The 18,714-nt window shown below is 70.9% G+C and carries 16 protein-coding genes; 12 read left to right on the top strand and 4 right to left on the bottom strand.

What is annotated here, in order from left to right; genetic code table 11:
• Positions 1 to 175: 175 nt before the first annotated feature.
• Together ABZV42_RS13030 and ABZV42_RS13025 are read left to right on the top strand one after the other, a co-directional pair.
• Positions 176 to 1,234, top strand: coding sequence for a GNAT family N-acetyltransferase (locus ABZV42_RS13030; RefSeq protein WP_355977179.1), 1,059 nt, complete (start codon positions 176 to 178; stop codon positions 1,232 to 1,234).
• 278 nt (positions 1,235 to 1,512) lie between these two features.
• Positions 1,513 to 2,595 carry a GNAT family N-acetyltransferase gene (locus ABZV42_RS13025; RefSeq protein ID WP_355977175.1) on the top strand — a complete coding sequence of 361 codons (1,083 nt, stop codon included), beginning with the start codon at positions 1,513 to 1,515 and terminating at the stop codon, positions 2,593 to 2,595.
• 90 nt (positions 2,596 to 2,685) lie between these two features.
• Here the strand turns inward: ABZV42_RS13025 and ABZV42_RS13020 are convergent, their stop codons facing one another.
• Entirely contained in the window at positions 2,686 to 3,477 is a 792-nt protein-coding gene (locus ABZV42_RS13020; RefSeq protein WP_355977172.1) for an alkaline phosphatase family protein, read from the bottom strand.
• 438 nt (positions 3,478 to 3,915) lie between these two features.
• On the opposite strand from ABZV42_RS13020, the gene ABZV42_RS13015 reads away from it, so the two are divergent.
• From ABZV42_RS13015 to ABZV42_RS12985, 7 genes are all read left to right on the top strand, one after another.
• On the top strand, positions 3,916 to 5,736 hold the full coding sequence (locus ABZV42_RS13015; protein ID WP_356051882.1) for a glycosyltransferase: 1,821 nt from the start codon (positions 3,916 to 3,918) through the stop codon (positions 5,734 to 5,736).
• Positions 5,737 to 5,744: 8 nt separating this feature from the next.
• Complete coding sequence (locus tag ABZV42_RS13010; RefSeq protein ID WP_355977166.1) at positions 5,745 to 6,173, top strand: hypothetical protein; 429 nt, start codon at positions 5,745 to 5,747, stop codon at positions 6,171 to 6,173.
• A 219-nt stretch (positions 6,174 to 6,392) separates the two neighbouring features.
• The gene (locus tag ABZV42_RS13005; protein WP_355977164.1) at positions 6,393 to 7,151 is read left to right on the top strand and encodes a glycosyltransferase family 2 protein; all 759 of its coding nucleotides are present in this window, start codon (positions 6,393 to 6,395) and stop codon (positions 7,149 to 7,151) included.
• Positions 7,148 to 8,416, top strand: coding sequence for a glycosyltransferase family 2 protein (locus ABZV42_RS13000; protein WP_355977161.1), 1,269 nt, complete (start codon positions 7,148 to 7,150; stop codon positions 8,414 to 8,416). Before ABZV42_RS13005 ends, ABZV42_RS13000 begins: the two co-directional genes overlap by 4 nt.
• Before the next feature lie 62 nt (positions 8,417 to 8,478).
• Positions 8,479 to 9,774 (top strand): hypothetical protein, encoded by a 1,296-nt coding sequence (locus ABZV42_RS12995; RefSeq protein ID WP_355977159.1) that lies wholly within the window; start codon positions 8,479 to 8,481, stop codon positions 9,772 to 9,774.
• Complete coding sequence (locus ABZV42_RS12990; protein ID WP_355977157.1) at positions 9,771 to 10,778, top strand: glycosyltransferase family 2 protein; 1,008 nt, start codon at positions 9,771 to 9,773, stop codon at positions 10,776 to 10,778. Before ABZV42_RS12995 ends, ABZV42_RS12990 begins: the two co-directional genes overlap by 4 nt.
• Positions 10,775 to 11,587, top strand: coding sequence for a polysaccharide deacetylase family protein (locus tag ABZV42_RS12985; protein WP_356051881.1), 813 nt, complete (start codon positions 10,775 to 10,777; stop codon positions 11,585 to 11,587). The genes ABZV42_RS12990 and ABZV42_RS12985 overlap by 4 nt, the downstream gene beginning before the upstream one ends.
• A gap of 40 nt (positions 11,588 to 11,627) precedes the next feature.
• Here the strand turns inward: ABZV42_RS12985 and ABZV42_RS12980 are convergent, their stop codons facing one another.
• The 3 genes from ABZV42_RS12980 to ABZV42_RS12970 are packed head-to-tail and all read right to left on the bottom strand — an operon-like array spanning position 11,628 to position 14,818.
• A complete protein-coding gene (locus ABZV42_RS12980; protein WP_355977152.1) occupies positions 11,628 to 12,446 on the bottom strand; it encodes a glycoside hydrolase family 16 protein in 819 nt (272 codons plus the stop codon).
• Entirely contained in the window at positions 12,443 to 13,726 is a 1,284-nt protein-coding gene (locus tag ABZV42_RS12975; protein WP_356051880.1) for an NAD(P)-binding domain-containing protein, read from the bottom strand. The genes ABZV42_RS12980 and ABZV42_RS12975 overlap by 4 nt, the downstream gene beginning before the upstream one ends.
• Before the next feature lie 36 nt (positions 13,727 to 13,762).
• Complete coding sequence (locus ABZV42_RS12970; protein ID WP_355977146.1) at positions 13,763 to 14,818, bottom strand: aminoglycoside phosphotransferase family protein; 1,056 nt, start codon at positions 14,816 to 14,818, stop codon at positions 13,763 to 13,765.
• Positions 14,819 to 14,958: 140 nt separating this feature from the next.
• On the opposite strand from ABZV42_RS12970, the gene ABZV42_RS12965 reads away from it, so the two are divergent.
• The 3 genes from ABZV42_RS12965 to ABZV42_RS12955 all read left to right on the top strand — a co-directional run bounded on the left by ABZV42_RS12965 (position 14,959) and on the right by ABZV42_RS12955 (position 18,678).
• Positions 14,959 to 16,191, top strand: a complete 1,233-nt coding sequence (locus ABZV42_RS12965) for an ATP-grasp domain-containing protein (RefSeq protein ID WP_356051879.1) — start codon at positions 14,959 to 14,961, stop codon at positions 16,189 to 16,191.
• A 184-nt stretch (positions 16,192 to 16,375) separates the two neighbouring features.
• A complete protein-coding gene (locus ABZV42_RS12960) occupies positions 16,376 to 17,683 on the top strand; it encodes a UDP-glucose/GDP-mannose dehydrogenase family protein (RefSeq protein WP_356051878.1) in 1,308 nt (435 codons plus the stop codon).
• Positions 17,684 to 17,700: 17 nt separating this feature from the next.
• Positions 17,701 to 18,678 (top strand): UDP-glucuronic acid decarboxylase family protein, encoded by a 978-nt coding sequence (locus ABZV42_RS12955; protein WP_356051877.1) that lies wholly within the window; start codon positions 17,701 to 17,703, stop codon positions 18,676 to 18,678.
• Positions 18,679 to 18,714: the final 36 nt, after the last annotated feature.

The following is an 18,714-nucleotide window of genomic DNA, read 5'->3' as shown; positions in this document are numbered from 1 at the left end:
GGTTGCCGCGCATCTCAACGCCACCGCGCCTGGACGGGCCCCGCCCGTCACTGCGGCGGGTGCGTCCCGGCCGGAGCCGTGACGGCGTACCTGATCCGGCGACTCCGCCGGCAGCCGAACGACCGGTGGCCGCGCCCGAGATGCGGCCCGATGAGCGGCAGAGCACCCTTGACGAGTGAAGTCGACCTGGGACCGTCTCGATGTAACGACTCCGGCGCCCCGGGACGAATGGCAGCGCCTGGTCGACGAGAGCGACGAGGCATTGATTACCCAGACCCCGCGCTGGATGGACTGCATTTGCACGACGGATCACTTTGACGACGCAAGTCGCTTTTACCAATTCGGCAATTCCGGCGGGATCGTCGTCCCACTGGCCCGCCGACGCGGCTGGCCTGCCCGCCTCATCGCCCAGGACGCCTGGCCGTCCGAGTGGGGCATCGGAGCTCCCGTCGCCGCCCGGGCGCCCGCCCCGGAGCAAGTGCGCGCCGTCTTCGGGGATCTGTCCCGCCTCCGCTCGAATCGCGTGTCCGTGCGGTTCGGGCCGAACGCGGACCCCGTGTGGCTGGCTTCGGTGCCGTCGGGCTTCACCACCTTGCCTCACACGACGTACGTCCTGGACCTCGACGGCGGTTTCGGCGACGTCTGGGGAGGCTTCAAAAGCTCGGTCAGAACCGCCGTGCGCAAGGGCGAGAAGGCAGGAGTCGACGTGGAGGTCGACCGCACCGGACGCCTGGTGCCGGCTTTCTACGCGCTCTACCAGCACTCGATCGCCCGTTGGGCGCAGCAGGCGAACGAGCCTCTGGCGCTCGCTCGTTGGCGCAGGAACCGGATCGACCCGCTGCACAAATTCCAGACCGTCGCCGAGACGTTCACCGAGTCGTGCGCCGTGTGGCTGGCGTCGTACCAGGGTCAGCCCGTGGCGGCCATCATGGTGCTGCGCCAGGGACCTCACGCCAAGTACTGGCGCAGTGGCATGGTCAAGGAAGTGGCCAATCCGATTCGCGCCACCACACTGCTCCACAAGCTCGCCATCGAGGATGCCTGTGCGGCCGGCTGCCGCTTCTACCACTTCGGCGACTCCGCCCCTGACTCCTCGGTCAGCGTTTTCAAGGAACGGCTCGGCGCTCGCGGCTACCCTTCGTTCGGCTACCGCAGGGAAGTGCTTCCCCTGACAGCGGGCGATCGGCTTTTGCGAACTGCGGTGAAGCGTCTCATCGGCTTCAAGGACGAGTGACGCGCCACATGGACGAGTGCCATCCCGGGTCCATTGACGAGGGACGTGCCGTCCAGGAATGGGTGACGTTCCAGTCCATGGGCGAGTGACGATCCGGTCCAAGGACCAGCGACGCCCCGGGGCAAGGACGAGCGGCGCCCCGGGCCAAGGACCAGTGGCCCCCGGTCCACCGAGATGCCCTGCCGGGGTGCCCCGCCTAGCATCGGACATGGGGTACGTGGGTCCTCGGTCCGCGAGCGTCGTCCTCGCGGGGCCCGTGCGCCCGGCAGGAGAGGCCCGTGAACGCACCCGCTGAGCTCCTGGTCGACACGCCGGCCGGTCTCGCACACATCATCACACCGGCTCCGCGTGACGTCTGGTGGGAGTTGGCGGGCGCGGACCCGGACACCAACCCCAGCCAGACTCCGCTGTGGCTTGACTGCCTGTGCGCCACGGGGCCGTACCGCGACGCGAGCCGTCTCTACGAGTTCGAGCGGGGCCATCGGCTCGTCCTCCCCCTCGTCGGCAGGCGGCATCGCCCGCGGATTCTGGACGCCGAGGAGTCCTGGCCGGCCCAGTGGGGCATCGGAGGACCGGTGTGCCCGGAGAGCGTGAGTCCGGCGGAAGCCCGCGTGGTCTTCGCCGATCTCGCACGGCAGCGCGCGCTACGGGTCGGTGTGCGGTTGCGGCCTGCGGACCAGGCCGTCTGGGCGAACGCCGCGACAGGCTTCCGCCTCCAGCCCCACATGACGCAGATGGTGGACCTCGACGGCGGCTTCGGCGTCGTCTGGGAGCGGCGCTTCGGACGTCGTATGCGGCGCGAGGTGCGCCGTGCCGAGCGCTCGGACGTCGAGGTCGAGGTGGATCGTACCGGCAGGCTCGTTCCCGCCTTCTACCACCTGTACCGGAAGTCGATCGTGCGCTGGGCCGAACAGCAGCATGAGCCGCTGGCGTTGGCCCGCTGGCGCAGAACGCGGGAGTTCCCTGTACGGCGGCTCGAAGAGGTGGCCGCCCGGTTCGGTGAGGGGTGCGCGATCTGGATTGCCTGGCGGGCCGGAGAGCCCGCCGGGGCGTGCATCGTCCTGCGCCATGGCGCTCACGCCAAGATGTGGCGCAGCGCCATGGACCGGGAACTGGCACATCCGGTCCGAGCCGTCCCCCTGCTCTACCGGCTGGCGATCGAGGACGCGTGCGATGCGGACTGCCGGACGTTCGACATGGGAGAGTCCGCCCCGCAGTCCTCCCTCGCCGAGTTCAAGGCGGGGTTCGGGGCGGAGAGCTTCCCCTCCCCGCGCCTCCTGCGGGAACGCCTTCCCGTCTCGGCGGCCGACCGCCGGCTGCGGACGGCTGTGAAGCGCCTGATCCGCTTTCAGGACCCCTGAGGTCTCCACATTCCTGCGGTCACCCCACGTCTCTTTCCAGTGGTCACCCCGCGTCCCTTCCCGCGGTCACCCCACGTCCCCTCCCCGTGGTCACCCCACGTCGACGGGTTCCACGTCGGCGCTGTGATGGAGGGGTCCGAGGCCGTACGCGTCCAGCATCATGCGCAGCAGCCCGAACTGATTGTTCGGCTGGGCATGGCCGCCCTGCCGGACATGCTCACCCACCAGGACGGTCGGGACGTGGTTGGGTCCCTTCGAATCGTCCTCGTCCCAGGTGACGACGAGCAGGCTGTTGTGGGTCATGGCCCAGTCGGCGTAGCCGCCGAGACTGTTCCGCAGCCAGGTGTCCCCCTGCCGCACATGGCCTCCGTGCATGTTGTGTTCGAGGTCCGGGACGACGAACGCGACCGTCGGCAGATCCGCGAAGTCGCGAGGGAAGTCGCTCCACGGGCGGTTGCCGGACGCGGGAAGGTTGTCGAAGTTCACCCAGGGGTTGTGCCGGCGCACATAGGGACCGGCGGCGCAGCCGGTGAAACCGACGCGCGGCATGCTCTGCGCGTAGCCCACGAAGGTCCGGCCGGACTGGAGAAGTTGAGTGCCGAGATTCCGCGACGTGAGCGCGTGCGGACAGGAATCGTCGTCGACTCCCAGGAAGGAGCCCGAGAAGAGCGCCAGGTAGTTGGGCTGACCGGGATGGGTGAGGGCGTAGAACTGGGTGAGCGAGGCGCCCCGCCGGGCCAGTTGGTTGAGGTACGGCGCCTCCACGTTGCCGATGACGGCGTCGTACGACTGGTCGTCCTCGATCACCACGACGATGTGGTCCGGACGGGGAAGTCCGGACCGGGCCGGTGAACCGTCACAGCCCACTGTCGTCAAGAGCATCGCCATCACGCTCGCCAACGCGAGGAGCCCTCTCGCCAGAAGGTGTCCGGGCCTCGGTCGCACGCCTCTCACTTGCCGCTTCACCGCTCTCCGTCCGGGCACCGTTTCGACGCGCGCCGCGTGTGGTCGCCGCGAGCTGCCACTTGCAGCAATCGGAAATACCGTCACAATCGGTATTGATACCTCTTGCTGGTCGACATCCGGCGCTGATCCGGGCGGACGAGCGAGAGTGCCGACGGCCGTGCCGCCGATGGCCGTCACGCCGGGCGGGAGACCGACAGGCCGGATCCGGAAGGTGTCACATGCGTCGAGTCAACGCCCCTGTCGGCCGCGGTGGAAGGATGGCCGCGGTGGAAGGACGGCCGGTCGCCTCGAGGAGTCGGCGTCAAGCGTCATGAGGGCCGTCGTGGGAGCACCGGTTCTCCGGGAGACCTCTTCATGGGCAAGCTCCAGACGCTGACAGGCGGGCGCGTGGCGTCCTTCACCAGCGCCGTGGCCCGGCGGCCCGGAACCGCCACCGGTGAGCGGCGCCCCTCCGAGCGGACCACGCCACTCCAGTGGGCGACACGCCTGATCCTTCCCGCGGCCCTCACCCTCTGGCTGTTGTCCCTGCGCCATGTGGATCTCGCCGGAATGCGCGACTACGGTCTGCTACAGGTGCTGCCGGTTCTCTTCTGGGTCACCCTCGGCCTGCTCGCCCTCGGCTTCTGCCTGGCACTGGGCGACCGCCGAACCGGCGGTGGATGGTTCGCGGGATACGTCCTGGGGCTGATCGCCGTCATCCACGCGACCCCCACACTGCTCTACCCTAACCTGCGCTACAGCTGGGCGTGGAAACACGTCGCGGTCGTCGACGCGGTGATCCGCCACCACGGCGACGTACCCCACGCGGACAAGCTCGCCATCTACAACCAGTGGCCCGGCTTCTTCGACCTCAACGCGTTCTTCCTCCAGGCCACCGGCCTGCATTCGGCGCTCGGCTACGCGACGTGGACCCCGCCCGTCTTCAACGCCGTGCTGCTCGCTCCCCTGCTGCTGCTCTACCGGACGGTGACACGGGACCGCAGGCTGATCTGGGGGGCGGCGTGGGTCTACTACTCGTGCTCGTGGGTGGGGCAGGACTACTTCGCCCCCCAGGCCTTCGCGTTCCTGCTCTTCGTGACGGTGATCGCCCTGGTCATGGGGCAGTTGCCCACCTCGGCGCTGTACCGGACGGACGGCACAGGCGCGGGCCGATGGCCCGTCGGCCGCTTCGTGGCGGTCATGGTGATCGCGGCCGTCATCATCTCCTCACACCCGCTGACACCGCTCATGCTGATCAGCGCGCTGGTGGCGCTGTCGCTTCCGCGGCGCAACCGACGGGTCGTGCTGCCCGTCCTGGCCGGTACGGCGCTGCTGGCCGTGATCTGGGACGCCACCGTCGCCCGCCCCTACCTCTCGCAGAACCTGGGCGACTTTCTGGGCTCCCTCCTGAAACCCGACACCAACGTGGTCTCCGGACTGGCCGCCCTCGGCACCGCGGCCCCGGGGCAGGTCGTGGTGTCCTGGGTCGACCGGGGCCTGTCCGCCGCGGTCTTCGCCCTCGCGGTCATCGCCTTCCTGGCCCGCCCGTGGGTCCGCCGCACCGGCCTGCCGCTGCTCGTCGTGGCCCCGCTGCCGCTGCTGACGGCGAATGCCTACGGCGGCGAGATGATCTTTCGTGCCTATCTCTTCGCCCTGCCCGCGGCCTCGCTCCTGATCGCGGCCCTTCTTCTCCGGCGGAGCAGGCGGCCACTGGTCCAGACGCTGGCCGCCTATCCGCTGATGCTCGCCCTGCTCGGGGGACTCATGTTCGGCTACTACGGCAAGGAATCGGCGAACTACTTCACGAAGGAGGAGGTGGCGGCCGGCCGCTTCGTCGCGGCCACCGCTCCTCCCGGATCCACCATCGTCTCGCTGACGTCGGCCGTGCCCGGCCTGTACCTGCGCTACGACGAGAACCCCCAGGTGCAGATGGACGAGCAGGACATCGGCGACCGGCGGCGCCTGGTGAACGATCCGGTGAAGGGCCTGGAGGGGTTCATCCAGGGGGCCAGCCCGCAACAGCCCGCCTTCATCATCCTGAGCCGGGCCCAGGCCGCCGACCTCTACCAGAGGGGGATCCTGCCCGGCGGCACCGTGCAGCGCCTGGACTCGGCCCTGTCGAAAACCCCGGGCTACATCCCCGTCTACCGCAGCAAGGACGCGGTGGTCTACCGGTATCAGGGCGCGAAGAGCTGAGCCGGGCCATGACCTCCCTGCGCTGGGGACTCGCGCTGTCCGGCTGGGTGACCCTGGCCGTGGTCACCCTCCTGCCGGACGCCCTGGTCCTGCGCGCCATGGTGACGACGGCGTTCCTGCTCGCCTGTCCCGGCCTGGCGGCCACGCGGTGGGCCCGGTCGGGCGGGCTGCGGCTCACGGACCGCACCGCGGTTCTGGAGACGGGTGTCCTGACCCTGGCGCTCAGCCTTTCGATGGCGGTGCTCGTCACTGAGCCCCTGTTCCTCAGCGGCACGTTCACCGTCACCCGGGCGCTGCTCGCGCTCGCCGCCGCCACATCCGCCCTGACCCTGCTGCCCCGGCCCCGCAGAGGCCCGCGCCGCGAGCCTCCGGGTGTCACGGACCCGGACGCGCGGACGGCCGACACCGGCCGGTCCGAGCCGCCCGCATCCGAGTGAGGCGCCGCGGCGGCCTCGCCGAGGTGCCGCAACGGTCCAGGTGAGGGCTTCGCGGCAGTCCCACGCGCCCGGAAGGGCGGATCCGCCCCCGCCCGCCCGGCGGGGGCGGTTTCCGAGTCTCCCGAAGAACGCCGCCGCTCGCTTGACGTCGCCGACAAATCGGGTAAAGGTGTAGATATACGTCGTAAACATATGCCGTATTGGCGCACTCGGAGATGCATGATCATGTACAACGACCCGATCATCGGTAACGAGCGGGAAGCCGGAGCACAGGCCACCGTCAGCCTGGTCGTCCCGGCCCTCAACGAGGCGCGCAACATCGCGTGGGTCTTCGATCAGATCCCGGCGTGCGTGGACGAGGTCATCCTCGTCGACGGCGACTCCACCGACGCCACCGTGCCCATGGCGCAGCACTGCCTGCCGACCGTGCGCAACGTGCGGCAGAACGGCCGCGGCAAGGGCAACGCGCTGCGCACCGGCTTCCTGGAGGCCAAGGGCGACTACGTGGTGATGATGGACGCCGACGGCAGCATGTCACCGGCGGAGATCCCCCACTTCGTGCACTTCCTCGACCACGGCTACGACTTCGTCAAGGGCTCGCGGTTCGTCGCGGGCGGCGGCTCGCTCGACATCACCCCCATCCGCAAGATGGGCAACCACGTGCTCCTGCTCGCCGCCAACCGGCTGTACGACGCCTGCCTGACCGATCTCTGCTACGGCTTCTGCGCCTTCCGGCGCAGCTTCCTCGACCAGCTCGACCTGCACGCCGCCGGTTTCGAGATCGAGGCCGAGATGATCGTGCACGCCCTCCGCTCCGGTCTGCGCATCGCCGAGGTCCCCAGCCTGGAACTGCCCCGGCGCAGCGGCTGCTCGAACCTCCACGCCATCTCCGACGGGCGCCGGGTGCTGCGCACCCTGTTCTCGGAACGGCCGGGCGCCCGGTCCTCCGCCGCCCGGCCGGAGCGGAACGCGTCGTGAACTCCGCCCCGGTCCGCTCCCCCCTCGTACGCCCCCCTGTGCCGGTGGTCGACATCGACCTCGCCCGTCCGGGCGAGTTCCGCCTGCCGGGCGACCGGGGGCCGGCCCATCCACAGGGCCAGGCCCGGGCACTCGTACGACTGCACGGCCGCCCCCTGGGCATGGTCAGCGCCGCGGACACCTCGGGGCCCGACGGCCTGTGGCGGGCGCTGGCCGAGACCGCCCACGTCGAACTGGCCGGGCAACTCGCCCGGCACCGCGCCATCGACCGGACGGGAACCGCGGACAGGGGGGTCCGGCGCCCCACACTCCGACAGGCACCCGTCATCAGCGTGGTCGTGGCCACGCGTGACCGGCCGGAGAGGCTGCGACACTGCCTGCGCTCGCTGCTGCGCTCCACCTATGCCGAGTTCGAGATCATCGTGGTCGACAACGCCCCGGCGGACGACACGACCGAGCTCCTGGTCCGCTCGGAGTTCACCGAACGGGTCCACTACGTCCGCGAACCCGTCGCCGGGCTGGCCCGCGCCCACAACGTCGGGCTCGGCCGGGCGCGCGGATCCGTCGTCGCCTTCACGGACGACGACACGCTCGTCGACCCCGGATGGCTCTCGGCACTGGGCGAGACATTCGCACACGACACACGGATCGGCTGTGTCACCGGGCTGATCGTGCCCGCCGAACTGGAGACCCAGGCCCAGACCGCCCTCGAACGTCAGGGCGGTTTCGCGAAGGGGTACGTGCCGCGCACCTGGTCGCTGTTCGATCCGCCGGCGGATCCGCTGTTCCCGTTCACCGCCGGGCGCTTCGGTTCGGGCGCCAACATGGCGTTCCGTACCACCATGCTCCGCGCTCTGGGCGGCTTCGACACGGCGACCGGTGCCGGGACCCCGGGCCGGGGCGGTGACGACCTGCTCGCCTTCTTCGAGATCCTGACGGCCGGTCACACCCTCGCCTACCAGCCGAGCGCCATCGTCTGGCACTGTCATCGCCGCACGATGGACGCCGTGGCCGCGCAGGCCTTCGGCTACGGCGCCGGCCTCGGCGCCTATCTCACCGGCGCGCTGCTGAGCGACCCCCGTCGGCTGCCCGCCCTGCTGCGACGGCTGCCGCGCGGCATCCGCTACGCCGTGACCCGGTCCCGCGACCGCGGCGCCGATCCCGAGGCCGACTGGTCCCGGCACCTGGCGCTCCTCGAGGTGCGGGGGATGGTCTACGGCCCCTGCGGCTATCTCCGCGGACGCCTCACCGGCGCCGGAACCTGACGGGCGAGGTGAGCAGCTTGGACACCAGTCGGGTGACCGACTCGGCCGCGGGAGGCGCCGGTATGCGACGACGGCCCCTGGGCATGCTGCGCGCCGGTGTCGCCGCCGCGCTCCCGGGCGAGCCCGTGCTCCGCACAGGACACGTCCTCGCGGTCAGTTCCCTCGTCAACGCCGGCCTCGGCTTCTTCTTCTGGACCTTCGCGACGCACTGGTACGACGAGCAGACCGTGGGCCTGAGCTACTCGGCACTCATGGCGTCCCTCCTGCTCACCGGCATCGGGCAGCTCAACCTGAACGACTTCCTGGTGCGGTTCGTGCCGACCGCCGGCCGCCGCAGCCGCCGTCTGGTCCTCGCCTGCTACGCGGCGAGTACGGCCTTCAGCGTGGTGGTGGCCCTGGTGTTCCTCGCGTTGATACCGGTGATCTCACCAAGACTCGGCTTCCTGCTGACACCGGTCACCGCGACCTGCTTCGTGGTCGCGACCGCCGGCTACGCCGTCTTCGTTCTTCAGGACGGCGCGCTCACCGCGGTCCGCATGCCGGGCTGGGTCGTCGGTGAGAACCTGATCTTCGCCCTCGTGAAGATACTGCTGCTCGGTCTCGGCGCGGCCCTGGGCTTCTTCTCCGGGATCCTGCTGTCGTGGGCGGGAGCCCTGATCGTCTCGCTGATCGTGGCCAACGCCGTCCTGATGGGCAGAGGCATTCCCCGGCACGAGCGGGAGACGGTGACCGCGCCGCCACCGCCCCGCATGCTCGGGTACGCCGCGGCCGACTATTTCGGCTCCCTGTTCCGCGTCGCCGGGTTCACCGTGGTCCCGCTGATCGTGCTGAACACCCTCGGCGCCGAGCAGAGCGCCTTCTACTCGGTGGCCTGGGGCGTCGCCTACGTGCCCTACCTGATCGCCCGCAACATGGGAACGTCACTGCTCGCGGAGTCCGTGCGCGGGCCGGAACGACTCGTGCAGCATTCCCTGCGCGTCCTGCGCCACTCGGGTCTGCTGCTGGGCGGCGTCACGGTTGTCCTGGTCGTCGCGGCCCCGCAGATCCTGTCGATCTTCGGTGCCGCGTACGCCGCCGAAGGCAGCGCACTGCTGCGGCTGCTGGCTCTGTCCGCGCTGCCGAACCTCCTGCTGAGCGTGGCCATCGACGTGGCTCGGGCGCAGCGACGGCTGCGCTGGGCGGTGTGGCTGCAGGTGGCGATGTGCGTCCTGGTGCTAGGGCTCACCCTTCTGCTCCTGCCGGTGGTCGGCCTCGTGGGCGCGGGCGTCGCCTGGCTCGCCACCCAGTGCCTGGTCGCCGCCTTCCTGATCGTGTCCCGGTCCCGCTGGCTCGTCCCCGTCACCGAAGGCTCATCATGAACAGCGCACTCTCCACCGCACGCACCGTCCCCACCCTGTCGGTCGTCATCTGCGCCTACACCCTCGACCGCTGGGAGGACACGCGGGCCGCGATCGGTTCGGTGCTGGTCCAGGACCCGCCCGCCGACGAGGTCGTGCTGGTGGTCGACCACAACCAGGCCCTCTTGGAGCGCGCCGAACGGGAGCTGTCCGGCGTCCGCGTGGTGCCCAACCGGAGACGCCGCGGTCTGTCCGGGGGCCGCAACACCGGAGTCGACATCTCCGACACCGACGTGGTGGCCTTCCTCGACGACGACGCCACCGCTGAAGCGGGGTGGACGGGCCGTCTGCTGGCGCCCTACGGCGACCCGCACGTGGTGGGCGTCGGCGGGTTCGTCCGGCCGTGGTGGGTGACCGGGCGCCCCGTGTGGTTCCCGCCGGAATTCGACTGGGTGGTGGGCTGCTCCTACCGGGGACAGCCCCGGCAAGCCGCCCCCGTCCGCAACTTCATCGGCGCCAACATGTCCTTCCGCAGAAGGGAACTCATCACTGTCGGCGGCTTTCTCGACGCCCTCGGGCGCGTGGGCAGCCGTCCGGTGGCGAGCTGCGACGAGACGGACCTGTGTCTGCGGCTCGCCGCCCGCGATCCGGAGGCCGTCCTGCTGTACGAGCCGGCCGCCGAGATACGGCACCGGGTCCCCGAGTCCCGTACCAGCTGGGCCTACTTCCGCAACCGCTGCTACATCGAGGGGCTGTCCAAGGCGCTGGTGGCAAGGCGCTGCGGCAGCGGACCGGCGCTGGCCAACGAGCGTGCGTACGTGCGGTCGACCATCTCGCGGGCCCTCGCCCGCAACCTGACCGGGATCCGGCGCCCCGGCGCGCTGCGCACGATCGGGGCACTGTCCGGGGGTCTGTGCGCGACCGTCGCCGGTTATCTCGTCGGATCGATCCGGCCGACGGGCTCCCAGGTCTTCTCCCCGCGCCGGCGAGGAGCGGCGGTGCCGGCGACGACGGCCGGGTCATGACCGTCGTACCCGTCTTCCTGTATCACGCGGTGTCGGACGACTCACCGCCGTGGCTGGCGCGGTTCACCGTGAGCCGACGCACGTTCGTGGAACAGCTGGACATGATCGCCGACAGCGGACTGCGCGTGGTCCCGTTGCGGCAGTTGGTCGCCGCCCTGCTCGGCGGTCCTCCCCTGCCACCGAGGTCCGCGGTGCTGACCTTCGACGACGGATACGCGGACTTCGCCTCCACGGTGGCTCCGCTGCTCGCCGCGCGGGGGCTTCCCTCGACCCTGTACGTGACCACGGGCGCCCTGAGCTCTGACGGGCGTCCGTCCGGCGGACCGTTCCCGTCCATGGCGACGCTCGGCTGGGCCCAGGTCAGGGAGCTGGACGCGGCCGGGGTCGAGATCGGCGGACACACCGTCACGCATCCGCAACTGGACACACTGCCCCGGGCATCGGTGCGTCAGGAGGTGGCCGGCTGCAAGCGGCAGATCGAGGACGCGCTCGGGCACCGCGTCGACTCCTTCGCCTACCCGCACGGCTATTCCAGCCGGGCCGTCCGCGCGCTGGTGCGGGAGGCGGGCTGGACGTCGGCCGCCGCCATCCGGGCCGCCTCGGCCTTCAGTTCGGAACGGGACGACCCGCTGCGGTTCGCCCGGCTCATGGTCCAGGCCGACACCGGCCGGGACCGCTTCGCGCTCTGGACCGGCGGTGAGGGGGCTCCCGTGGCACCGTTCGCCGAGAGCCTTCGGACGAGGGGCTGGCGGGCCTACCGCAGGGTGAGAGCGGTGACCGGGCGGCCGTACCGGGCGATACCCGTCTGATCGGCCGGGCGCCACCGGGGTACGCGTCACTGACGGTTCGTCAACGCTGCCAGACCCGGACCCAGTCCACCAGCATGCGCGCCGAATCGGTGCCCGGGGGCGGGGGGTAGGGCAGGCCGACGGCCAGGTTGAGGATGACCTCCATGGGCACGTGGGGAATGCGCTCGGGGGCGGTCACCCGGAACTGTTCGGCCCCGTCGACGTACCAGACGAGCCTGTCCTTCTCCCACAGCAGCGCGAAGATGTGGTAGCCGTCCGGAAAGCCGGCCGCCGTGTAGGTCTGGCGTTGCTTCCTCTCGGCGCCCTCGGCGTTCCGCCAGTGCACGAACATCGACAGTGTGCGCGTGGTGCCGAGGAACTCCATGATGTCGACCTCGGGCGGGGTGTAGCGGCTCGCGGGCATCAGCCAGAACTCCGGTGACATCCCGGCCTCCGGCGGGATGCGGACCGCCGCCTCGAAGTAGCCGTAGGTGAAGGTCTCCCGTGGCCGGGCGTACCAGTTGTCCCGGCCGGTGGAGATCATGCCGGACGTCCAGGGGTAGACCTTTCCGTCGCTGCCGCGGGTGGCCCGGCGCTCGGCGGTGAGGGCCAGTTTCCCCCCGCTCACGGAGACCTGGCCGGGCTGGTACCACTCCAGTTCGTTGTTGGTGCTGATCGTGCAGCCGCGGTCGTTCCAGTCGTAACACGTGGTCCAGCGGCCCCTGTCGAGACGGGAGCCGTCGAACTCGTCGTGGAAGGCCAGTCGCCAGTCACCGGGCGCCGGGGGCCGGGGCGTCGCGGGCCCGGACGGGGAACCGCAGGCGCCGCATGCCACCAGCAGCAGCATGAGCACACTGATCACCACGCCCCGGGACGTCATGGGCGGGTGCGGGCCGCGGCGGAGCCGGCCAGTCGGCGCGCGGCGAATCCGGTACCCGCGACGAACCGCAGCACGGGTCCGAAGGTGGGAGCGGCGGCCAGTCCGGTGAAGTACAGCCCGGGCACGGAGGACTCGAACCCGGACGACAGCCGCGGCGCGCCGTGGAACGTCCATACCTGACGCCGGAGTTCAGGTGTCAGCAGCTTGAGCCGGTCGACGTCCACCCGGTAGCCCGTGGCCAGCAGCAGATGGTCGGCCCGGACGGTCTCCGTACGTCCGCCGGCGTCCATGACCTCGACCTCGAGACGCACCGTGCCGTCCTCGACTCCCGCGGAGCGGACCGTACGGCCGCACAGCACCGGGATCCGGTCGTCCACGCGGTTCCGCAGCCACCAGCCGCCGGACGGACCCAGCACGTTGTGCAGCAGCCGCAGCCGCAGCCCCTGGGGCAGATGGCGGATGGCGGCGCCGCCGTGGCTGCACGCCAGCAGCGACCAGCCCGGTCCGAGGGGCGAACCCGGCTTGACGATCCGTACCGGACGCGGCCGGTCGGAAGGCCGGTCTGTGTCGGGTGGGCTGCCGAAGGCGACGGACGCCGCACGGGCGATCACGGTGGGAAAGGCCCCGGCCTCGTACATCAGGGCGGCGCTCTCCAGAGCGGACTGCCCGGCGCCGAGGACAGCGATCCGCTGTCCCGAGAACCGGCCCAGATCACGGTGCCGGCTGGTGTGGGAGACCAGCTCTGCCGGCAGGAGCCCGGCCAGTTCCGCGGGCTCGTGGGCGAACGGGACCAGTCCGGTGGCCACCGCCACGTTCTCGGCGAGGAACTCTTCCCCGGAGTCCAGGGTGACGCCGAACAGCCCGTCCACCTGCCCGACGGTACGGACCCTCCGACGCTCCAGTTCCGGCACACGGCGCTCCTGGAACCACCGCCCGTAGGCGATCATCTCCTCGACAGGGATGGGGTACCGGTCGCCGACGGGGCCGCGTCCCCGCGCGGTACGGAAGTCCTCCAGACGGTATCCGGACTCCGGCGCGGAGATGGAGGAGGCGGCGGGGACGGACTTCAGATACATGCCTTCGGGCATGTTGGCGCGCCAGCACTCCATGGGTTCACCGAACACCCGCCGTGGTGTTCCCGCGGCGCTCAGCCACGCAGCCGTGGCGAGCCCGTAAGGGCCGGCCCCGATGACGACCGTGGGCAGCCGCTGCGGGGAGTCATGGATGCCCCTGCTCCCGGCCGCTCCGTGCCGGGCGCCGAATCCCGTGTTCATGGGCATGGTCGCTCCCTCTCGTCTCGGGCGGCGCCGCGGCCGTCACGGCCGCGCACCGGCCCAACGGGCGCATTCGCCGAGCACGGGCGCGACCGTGTGAGTGAGCCACCCATAGCTGTGGCCGAACCTCGGAGACTTGCAGACGTTGTTCACCACGTGCCACAGCCAGCTCAGCAGGGGAATCGCGACCGGATCGGCGACACCGTCGTCCGGGTCCAGCCCGGCCAGCGCGAGCAGGGCGCGGTCGGCGTCCGGTATCCGGCCGGCGCGCAGCGTCTCGGCGACCAGGCCCCCCAGCGGGCGGCCGGTGAGGGTACTGCGCAGGGCCAGGACGAAGGAGTAGGCGTCGATCTCGCACGGCCCGTCGGCGCGACCGCTGCTCCAGTCGAAGACACCGGTCACCTGGAGGGGGACGCGGCCGAGCAGCACGTTGCCGGGGTGGTAGTCGCCATGGGTCCAGCCCTCCGTCAGCACGGCACCGGTCAGGGCCGCGTCCAGCCGCCGGCGCAGGGCCTCGAATTCGGCCGCTCGCCGGCCGGACCGGTAGCGGGGCATTCCGGCGGACAGAGCCGTCAGCTGCGATTCGCACCAGTCGGACGCCCGGTCGGCCGCCTTGCGGGGACGCCCGGTGGCGGCCCGCAGATCGGCCAGCAGCTGCATGGTGGGAGCCATGGCTGCGTACGGGTCTCCTGAGGTGTCCAGGATCAGCCGCTCCGCCGGGACGCCCGGGAGCGCGGTCTGGGCAAGGGACCCCCCGGGCCCGGGGGAGCCGACGACCCGGGGCAGGAGAGCACGCCAGGGGGCGAGGCGGCTGTCGGCGGCGAGCTCCCGCAGGACCTCCCGCTCCCGCGCCGTGACGGCGGCGCCGGCCTCGTCCCTGGGGTGTTTGATCACCAGGCTCCCTGCGCCGTGCCGCAGCTCGAACACCAGCAGGCCCGCCTTGGGCAGCGAGGGGCGCCGGATCACGGTGATGTCCCTGGGGCCGGCGCCGCGTACGAGCCAGTGGGCCCGGAGGCGGTCGTCGAGACCGGCCAGAGCGCGCGGGGAGTAGAGGGGCAGCAAACCGGATAGCGAGGACATCTTGGCGGGTGTCTTCATACCAGACCTTGCCGGGCTGCCAGCGGCACGACCCCTGCTTGTCGGGGATAATCAATGCGGGCGATCCGTCACTATCGAATGGATCTATGAGCTTCGTCCATATTAGTTCCTTTCGGGAGAAGCTTCCCGGAGAGGGGCGGGTGGTCTACTTGCTGGACACCGAGGTACCCGTACTCCTCGCCAGAATCGGCAACTATCCGCTGCACCACGGCAGTCTGGGCGTGGTGCGCACCGTCGGACGGCTGGGCGTCCCGGTCCACGCCGTTGTCGAGGACCGTTTCACCCCGGTCGCGCTCTCGCGCCATCTGACGAGCAGAATCGTGTGGCCGACGACCGGCTGCGAGGATCCGGAGCGGCTCGCGGACGGCCTGCTGGCCATAGGCCGGACGATCGGCGCCCGGTGTGTAGCCGTACCGACCGACGACGAGGCGGCGATCCTGCTCGCGGAGTACGCGCACCGGCTGAAGGAGTGTTTCCTGATTCCGCCCGTGCCGGTCCACCTGCCCCGCCTGCTGGCCTGCAAGGCGAGCCTGCACCGGATCTGCGCCGAGGCCGGCGTGCCCTCGCCGTCGTCACGGACGCCGGAGAGCCGCGACGAACTGATCGAGGCGGGCCGCGAGCTCGGCTATCCGCTGGTGCTCAAGAACCTGGCGCCGTTCAGCAGACTCCGTACCCCGGCCGTCAGCGGCACCACCACCGTGGTGCCCACCGAACGGGCACTGCTCGACCGCTTTCCGACGGCCGCGCCGCCGCCGGTCCTCGTGCAGGAGTACATCCCCAAACAGCAGGCGGAGGACTGGATCACCCACATCTACTGCGGTGCGGGCGGCGTGCCGCGCGCCCTGTTCACCGGCCTGAAGCTGCGCTCCTGGCCTCCGTACGCGGGGATGACCGCCCGGGCGGTGGCGCTGCGCAACTCCGAACTGGCCCGTCTGGCGGAGCGGCTGTGCCGCCGTACCGGCTACAGCGGACTGGCGGATCTCGACTGGCGTTACGACCGCCGGGACGGGCAGTACAAGCTCGTCGACTTCAACCCCCGCACCGGCGCCCAGTTCCGCCTCTTCGAGAACGTCCACGGAGTCGATGTGGTCCGTGCCATGCATCTCGACCTGACCGACCGGGCCGTGCCGGAGGGCGCCCAGGCCGAGGGGCGGGTCTTCGTCGCCGGCCAGTTGGACTTCGCGTCGGCGGCGGCGTGGCTGCGCCATGAGCGCCGGCTGCCGTCCGATCTGCTGCACGTGCGGCCCACCGAGCGGGCCTGGCTCTCCTGGGATGATCCCCTGCCGGCCGCGGCCGAGGCGATCCGCTTCACCGGGCTGGTGACTTGGCGCCTGCTGCGGCCGGATCGCTTCCGCCCGGCCGGGTGCCGCTGACCGAAGGACCCACCGGCACCCCGTCGACGCAGTGGTCGAGGGGGCGCTTCCGTCCGTGACCGGCCGGACCGCGAGGCCGCCGGTTCATGGATCTCTCCTCGGTGCGCGTTGACCTCAGCCCGTCCTGGGGCGACCATGTACGTATACGTCGTAAATATACGGACGGATCACCTCGGAGAGAGACATGCGCCTCACAGTCATCGGCACCGGGTATGTCGGGGCAGTCCACGCCGCCTGCATGGCGGAGACAGGCCATGAGGTGCTCGGCGTCGACGTCGACGAGGAGCGGGTCACGGCCCTCGCCGCCGGGCATCCCCCGTTCCACGAGCCGGGTCTGTCCGCGATGCTCCAGCGGACGGTGGCCTCGGACGCACTGCGCTTCACCACTTCGCTGGACGAGGCCGCCCGGTTCGCCGACACGCACTTCGTGTGCGTCGGCACCCCGCAGCGGCCCGACTCGGGCGCGGCCGACCTGCGCCATGTCGAGGCCGTGGTGGACGGACTGGCGCCGGGTCTGCACGACGGGGCCCTGGTCGTCGGCAAGTCCACCGTGCCCGTCGGTACGGCGGACCGGCTGGCCGCGCGGCTGAGCGCGAGCGGCGCCGAGATCGCCTGGAACCCGGAGTTCCTGCGCGAGGGATCCGCGGTCCAGGACACCCTGCGGCCGGAACGCATCGTGGCGGGCGTCGGCTCGGCGCGGGCCGAAGCGCGGCTGCGCGCGGTCTACGCCCCCCTCGTGGCGGCCGGGGCGCCGTTCATCGCCACGGACACCGTCACCGCCGAACTCGTCAAGGTGGCCTCGAACTCCTTCCTCGCCACCAAGATCTCCTTCATCAACGCCATGGCCGAGATCTGTGACGTCGTGGGCGCCGACGTGCTCACTCTCGCCGAGGCGATGGGCAGCGACTCCCGTATCGGCCCCGCCTTCCTGGCCCCCGGCCTCGGCTTCGGCGGCAGCTGCCTGCCCAAGGACATCCGCGCCTTCGCGGCGCGGGCGGAGGAGATCGGCCGAGGCGAGTCGGTGGCATTCCTCCGCGAGGTCGACGAGATCAACACACGGCAGCGCCGGCGCACCGTCGACCTCGCCGAGCGGTTCGTCGGCGGGAGCTTCGAGGACCGCGACGTGGCGGTTCTGGGGGCCGCCTTCAAGCCGGGCAGCGACGACGTACGGGACTCTCCGGCACTCGCGGTCGCGGAGACGGTGCGCCTGCGCGGAGCCCGGGTCCGGGTGCACGACCCGGAGGCGATCGACAACGCCCGAGCCGTGTACCCCGAGCTGCAGTACGCCCTGGACGTGACGAAGGCGTGCGAGCAGGCCGATGTCGTGCTGCACCTCACCGAATGGCCCCAGTACCGGGAGCTCGACCCCGCCGCCCTCGCCACAGTGGTGCGCAGCCCGGCCATGGTCGACGCCCGGAACACCCTCGACTCCCGGGCCTGGCAGTCGGCGGGCTGGCGGCTGAACGCTCCGGGCCGTCCGCGGCTCGGCTGAGCGGAAGGACGAATCCCATGCGTGTGGCGGTGTCCGGCGGCAGCGGCTTTCTGGGGTCCCATCTGTGCGAGGAACTGCTCCGCAGGGGTGACACCGTCTACTGCCTGGACAACTTCTCCTCGGGCCGGAAGGCCAACATCGCCCGCCTGCTGAATCGGCCGGGCTTCCACTGTGTCCCGTGCGACGTCACGGAGCGGTTCCGCTTCCCCGAGGCGGTCGATGCCGTCGCCCACCTCGCGTCGCCCGCGTCCCCGGCCGACTACCACCGTCATCCGCTCGAGACGCTGGCGGTCGGCAGCCGGGGAACGGAGAACATGCTGCGGCTGGCCGAGAGCCGGGAAGCGCGCTTCGTCCTGGCGTCCACCAGCGAGGTCTACGGGGATCCGGCGGTGCATCCGCAGGGCGAGGACTACTGGGGGAACGTCAATCCCATCGGCCCTCGCAGCGTCTACGACGAGGCCAAGCGCTTCGCGGAGGCTCTCACCATGGCGTACCGGCGCAGCCGCGGGGTCGATGCCGGGATCGTCCGGATCTTCAACACGTACGGCCCTCACATGCGTCCGTACGACGGCCGCGTGATCTCCAGTTTCATCAGGCAGGCGCTCGAGGAGGAGCCCTTGACGGTCTTCGGCGACGGCTCCCAGACGCGGAGTTTCTGCTACGTCGACGACCTGGTCCGCGGCCTGGTGGCCATGCTCGACGCCACCGAACCGGGCCCGATCAATCTGGGCAATCCGGAGGAGCACACGGTGCGGGAACTGGCGGAACTGGTGACGGGCATCACCGGATCCAGCGGCGAGCTGCGCCATCTTCCGCTGCCTGTCGACGATCCTGTCCGCCGGCGCCCTGTCATCGCACGGGCCCGCGAGGCGCTCGGCTGGGAGCCGCGAGTGCCTCTGGAAGAGGGACTTCGGCACACTGTCGACTGGTTCGCGGCGGAGGCGCGGGCAAGCGCGCGAACGCCGGAGGAGGCCGTCGCGGCCTGGCCGTCATGACGTAGGACGGCGTGCCCCGAACAGCGCGCCGTCACA

The organism is Streptomyces sp. NPDC005281 (genome assembly GCF_040607495.1).
Taxonomy (GTDB): Bacteria; Actinomycetota; Actinomycetes; order Streptomycetales; family Streptomycetaceae; genus Streptomyces.
This window is presented reverse-complemented; position numbering and strand designations above follow the sequence as displayed.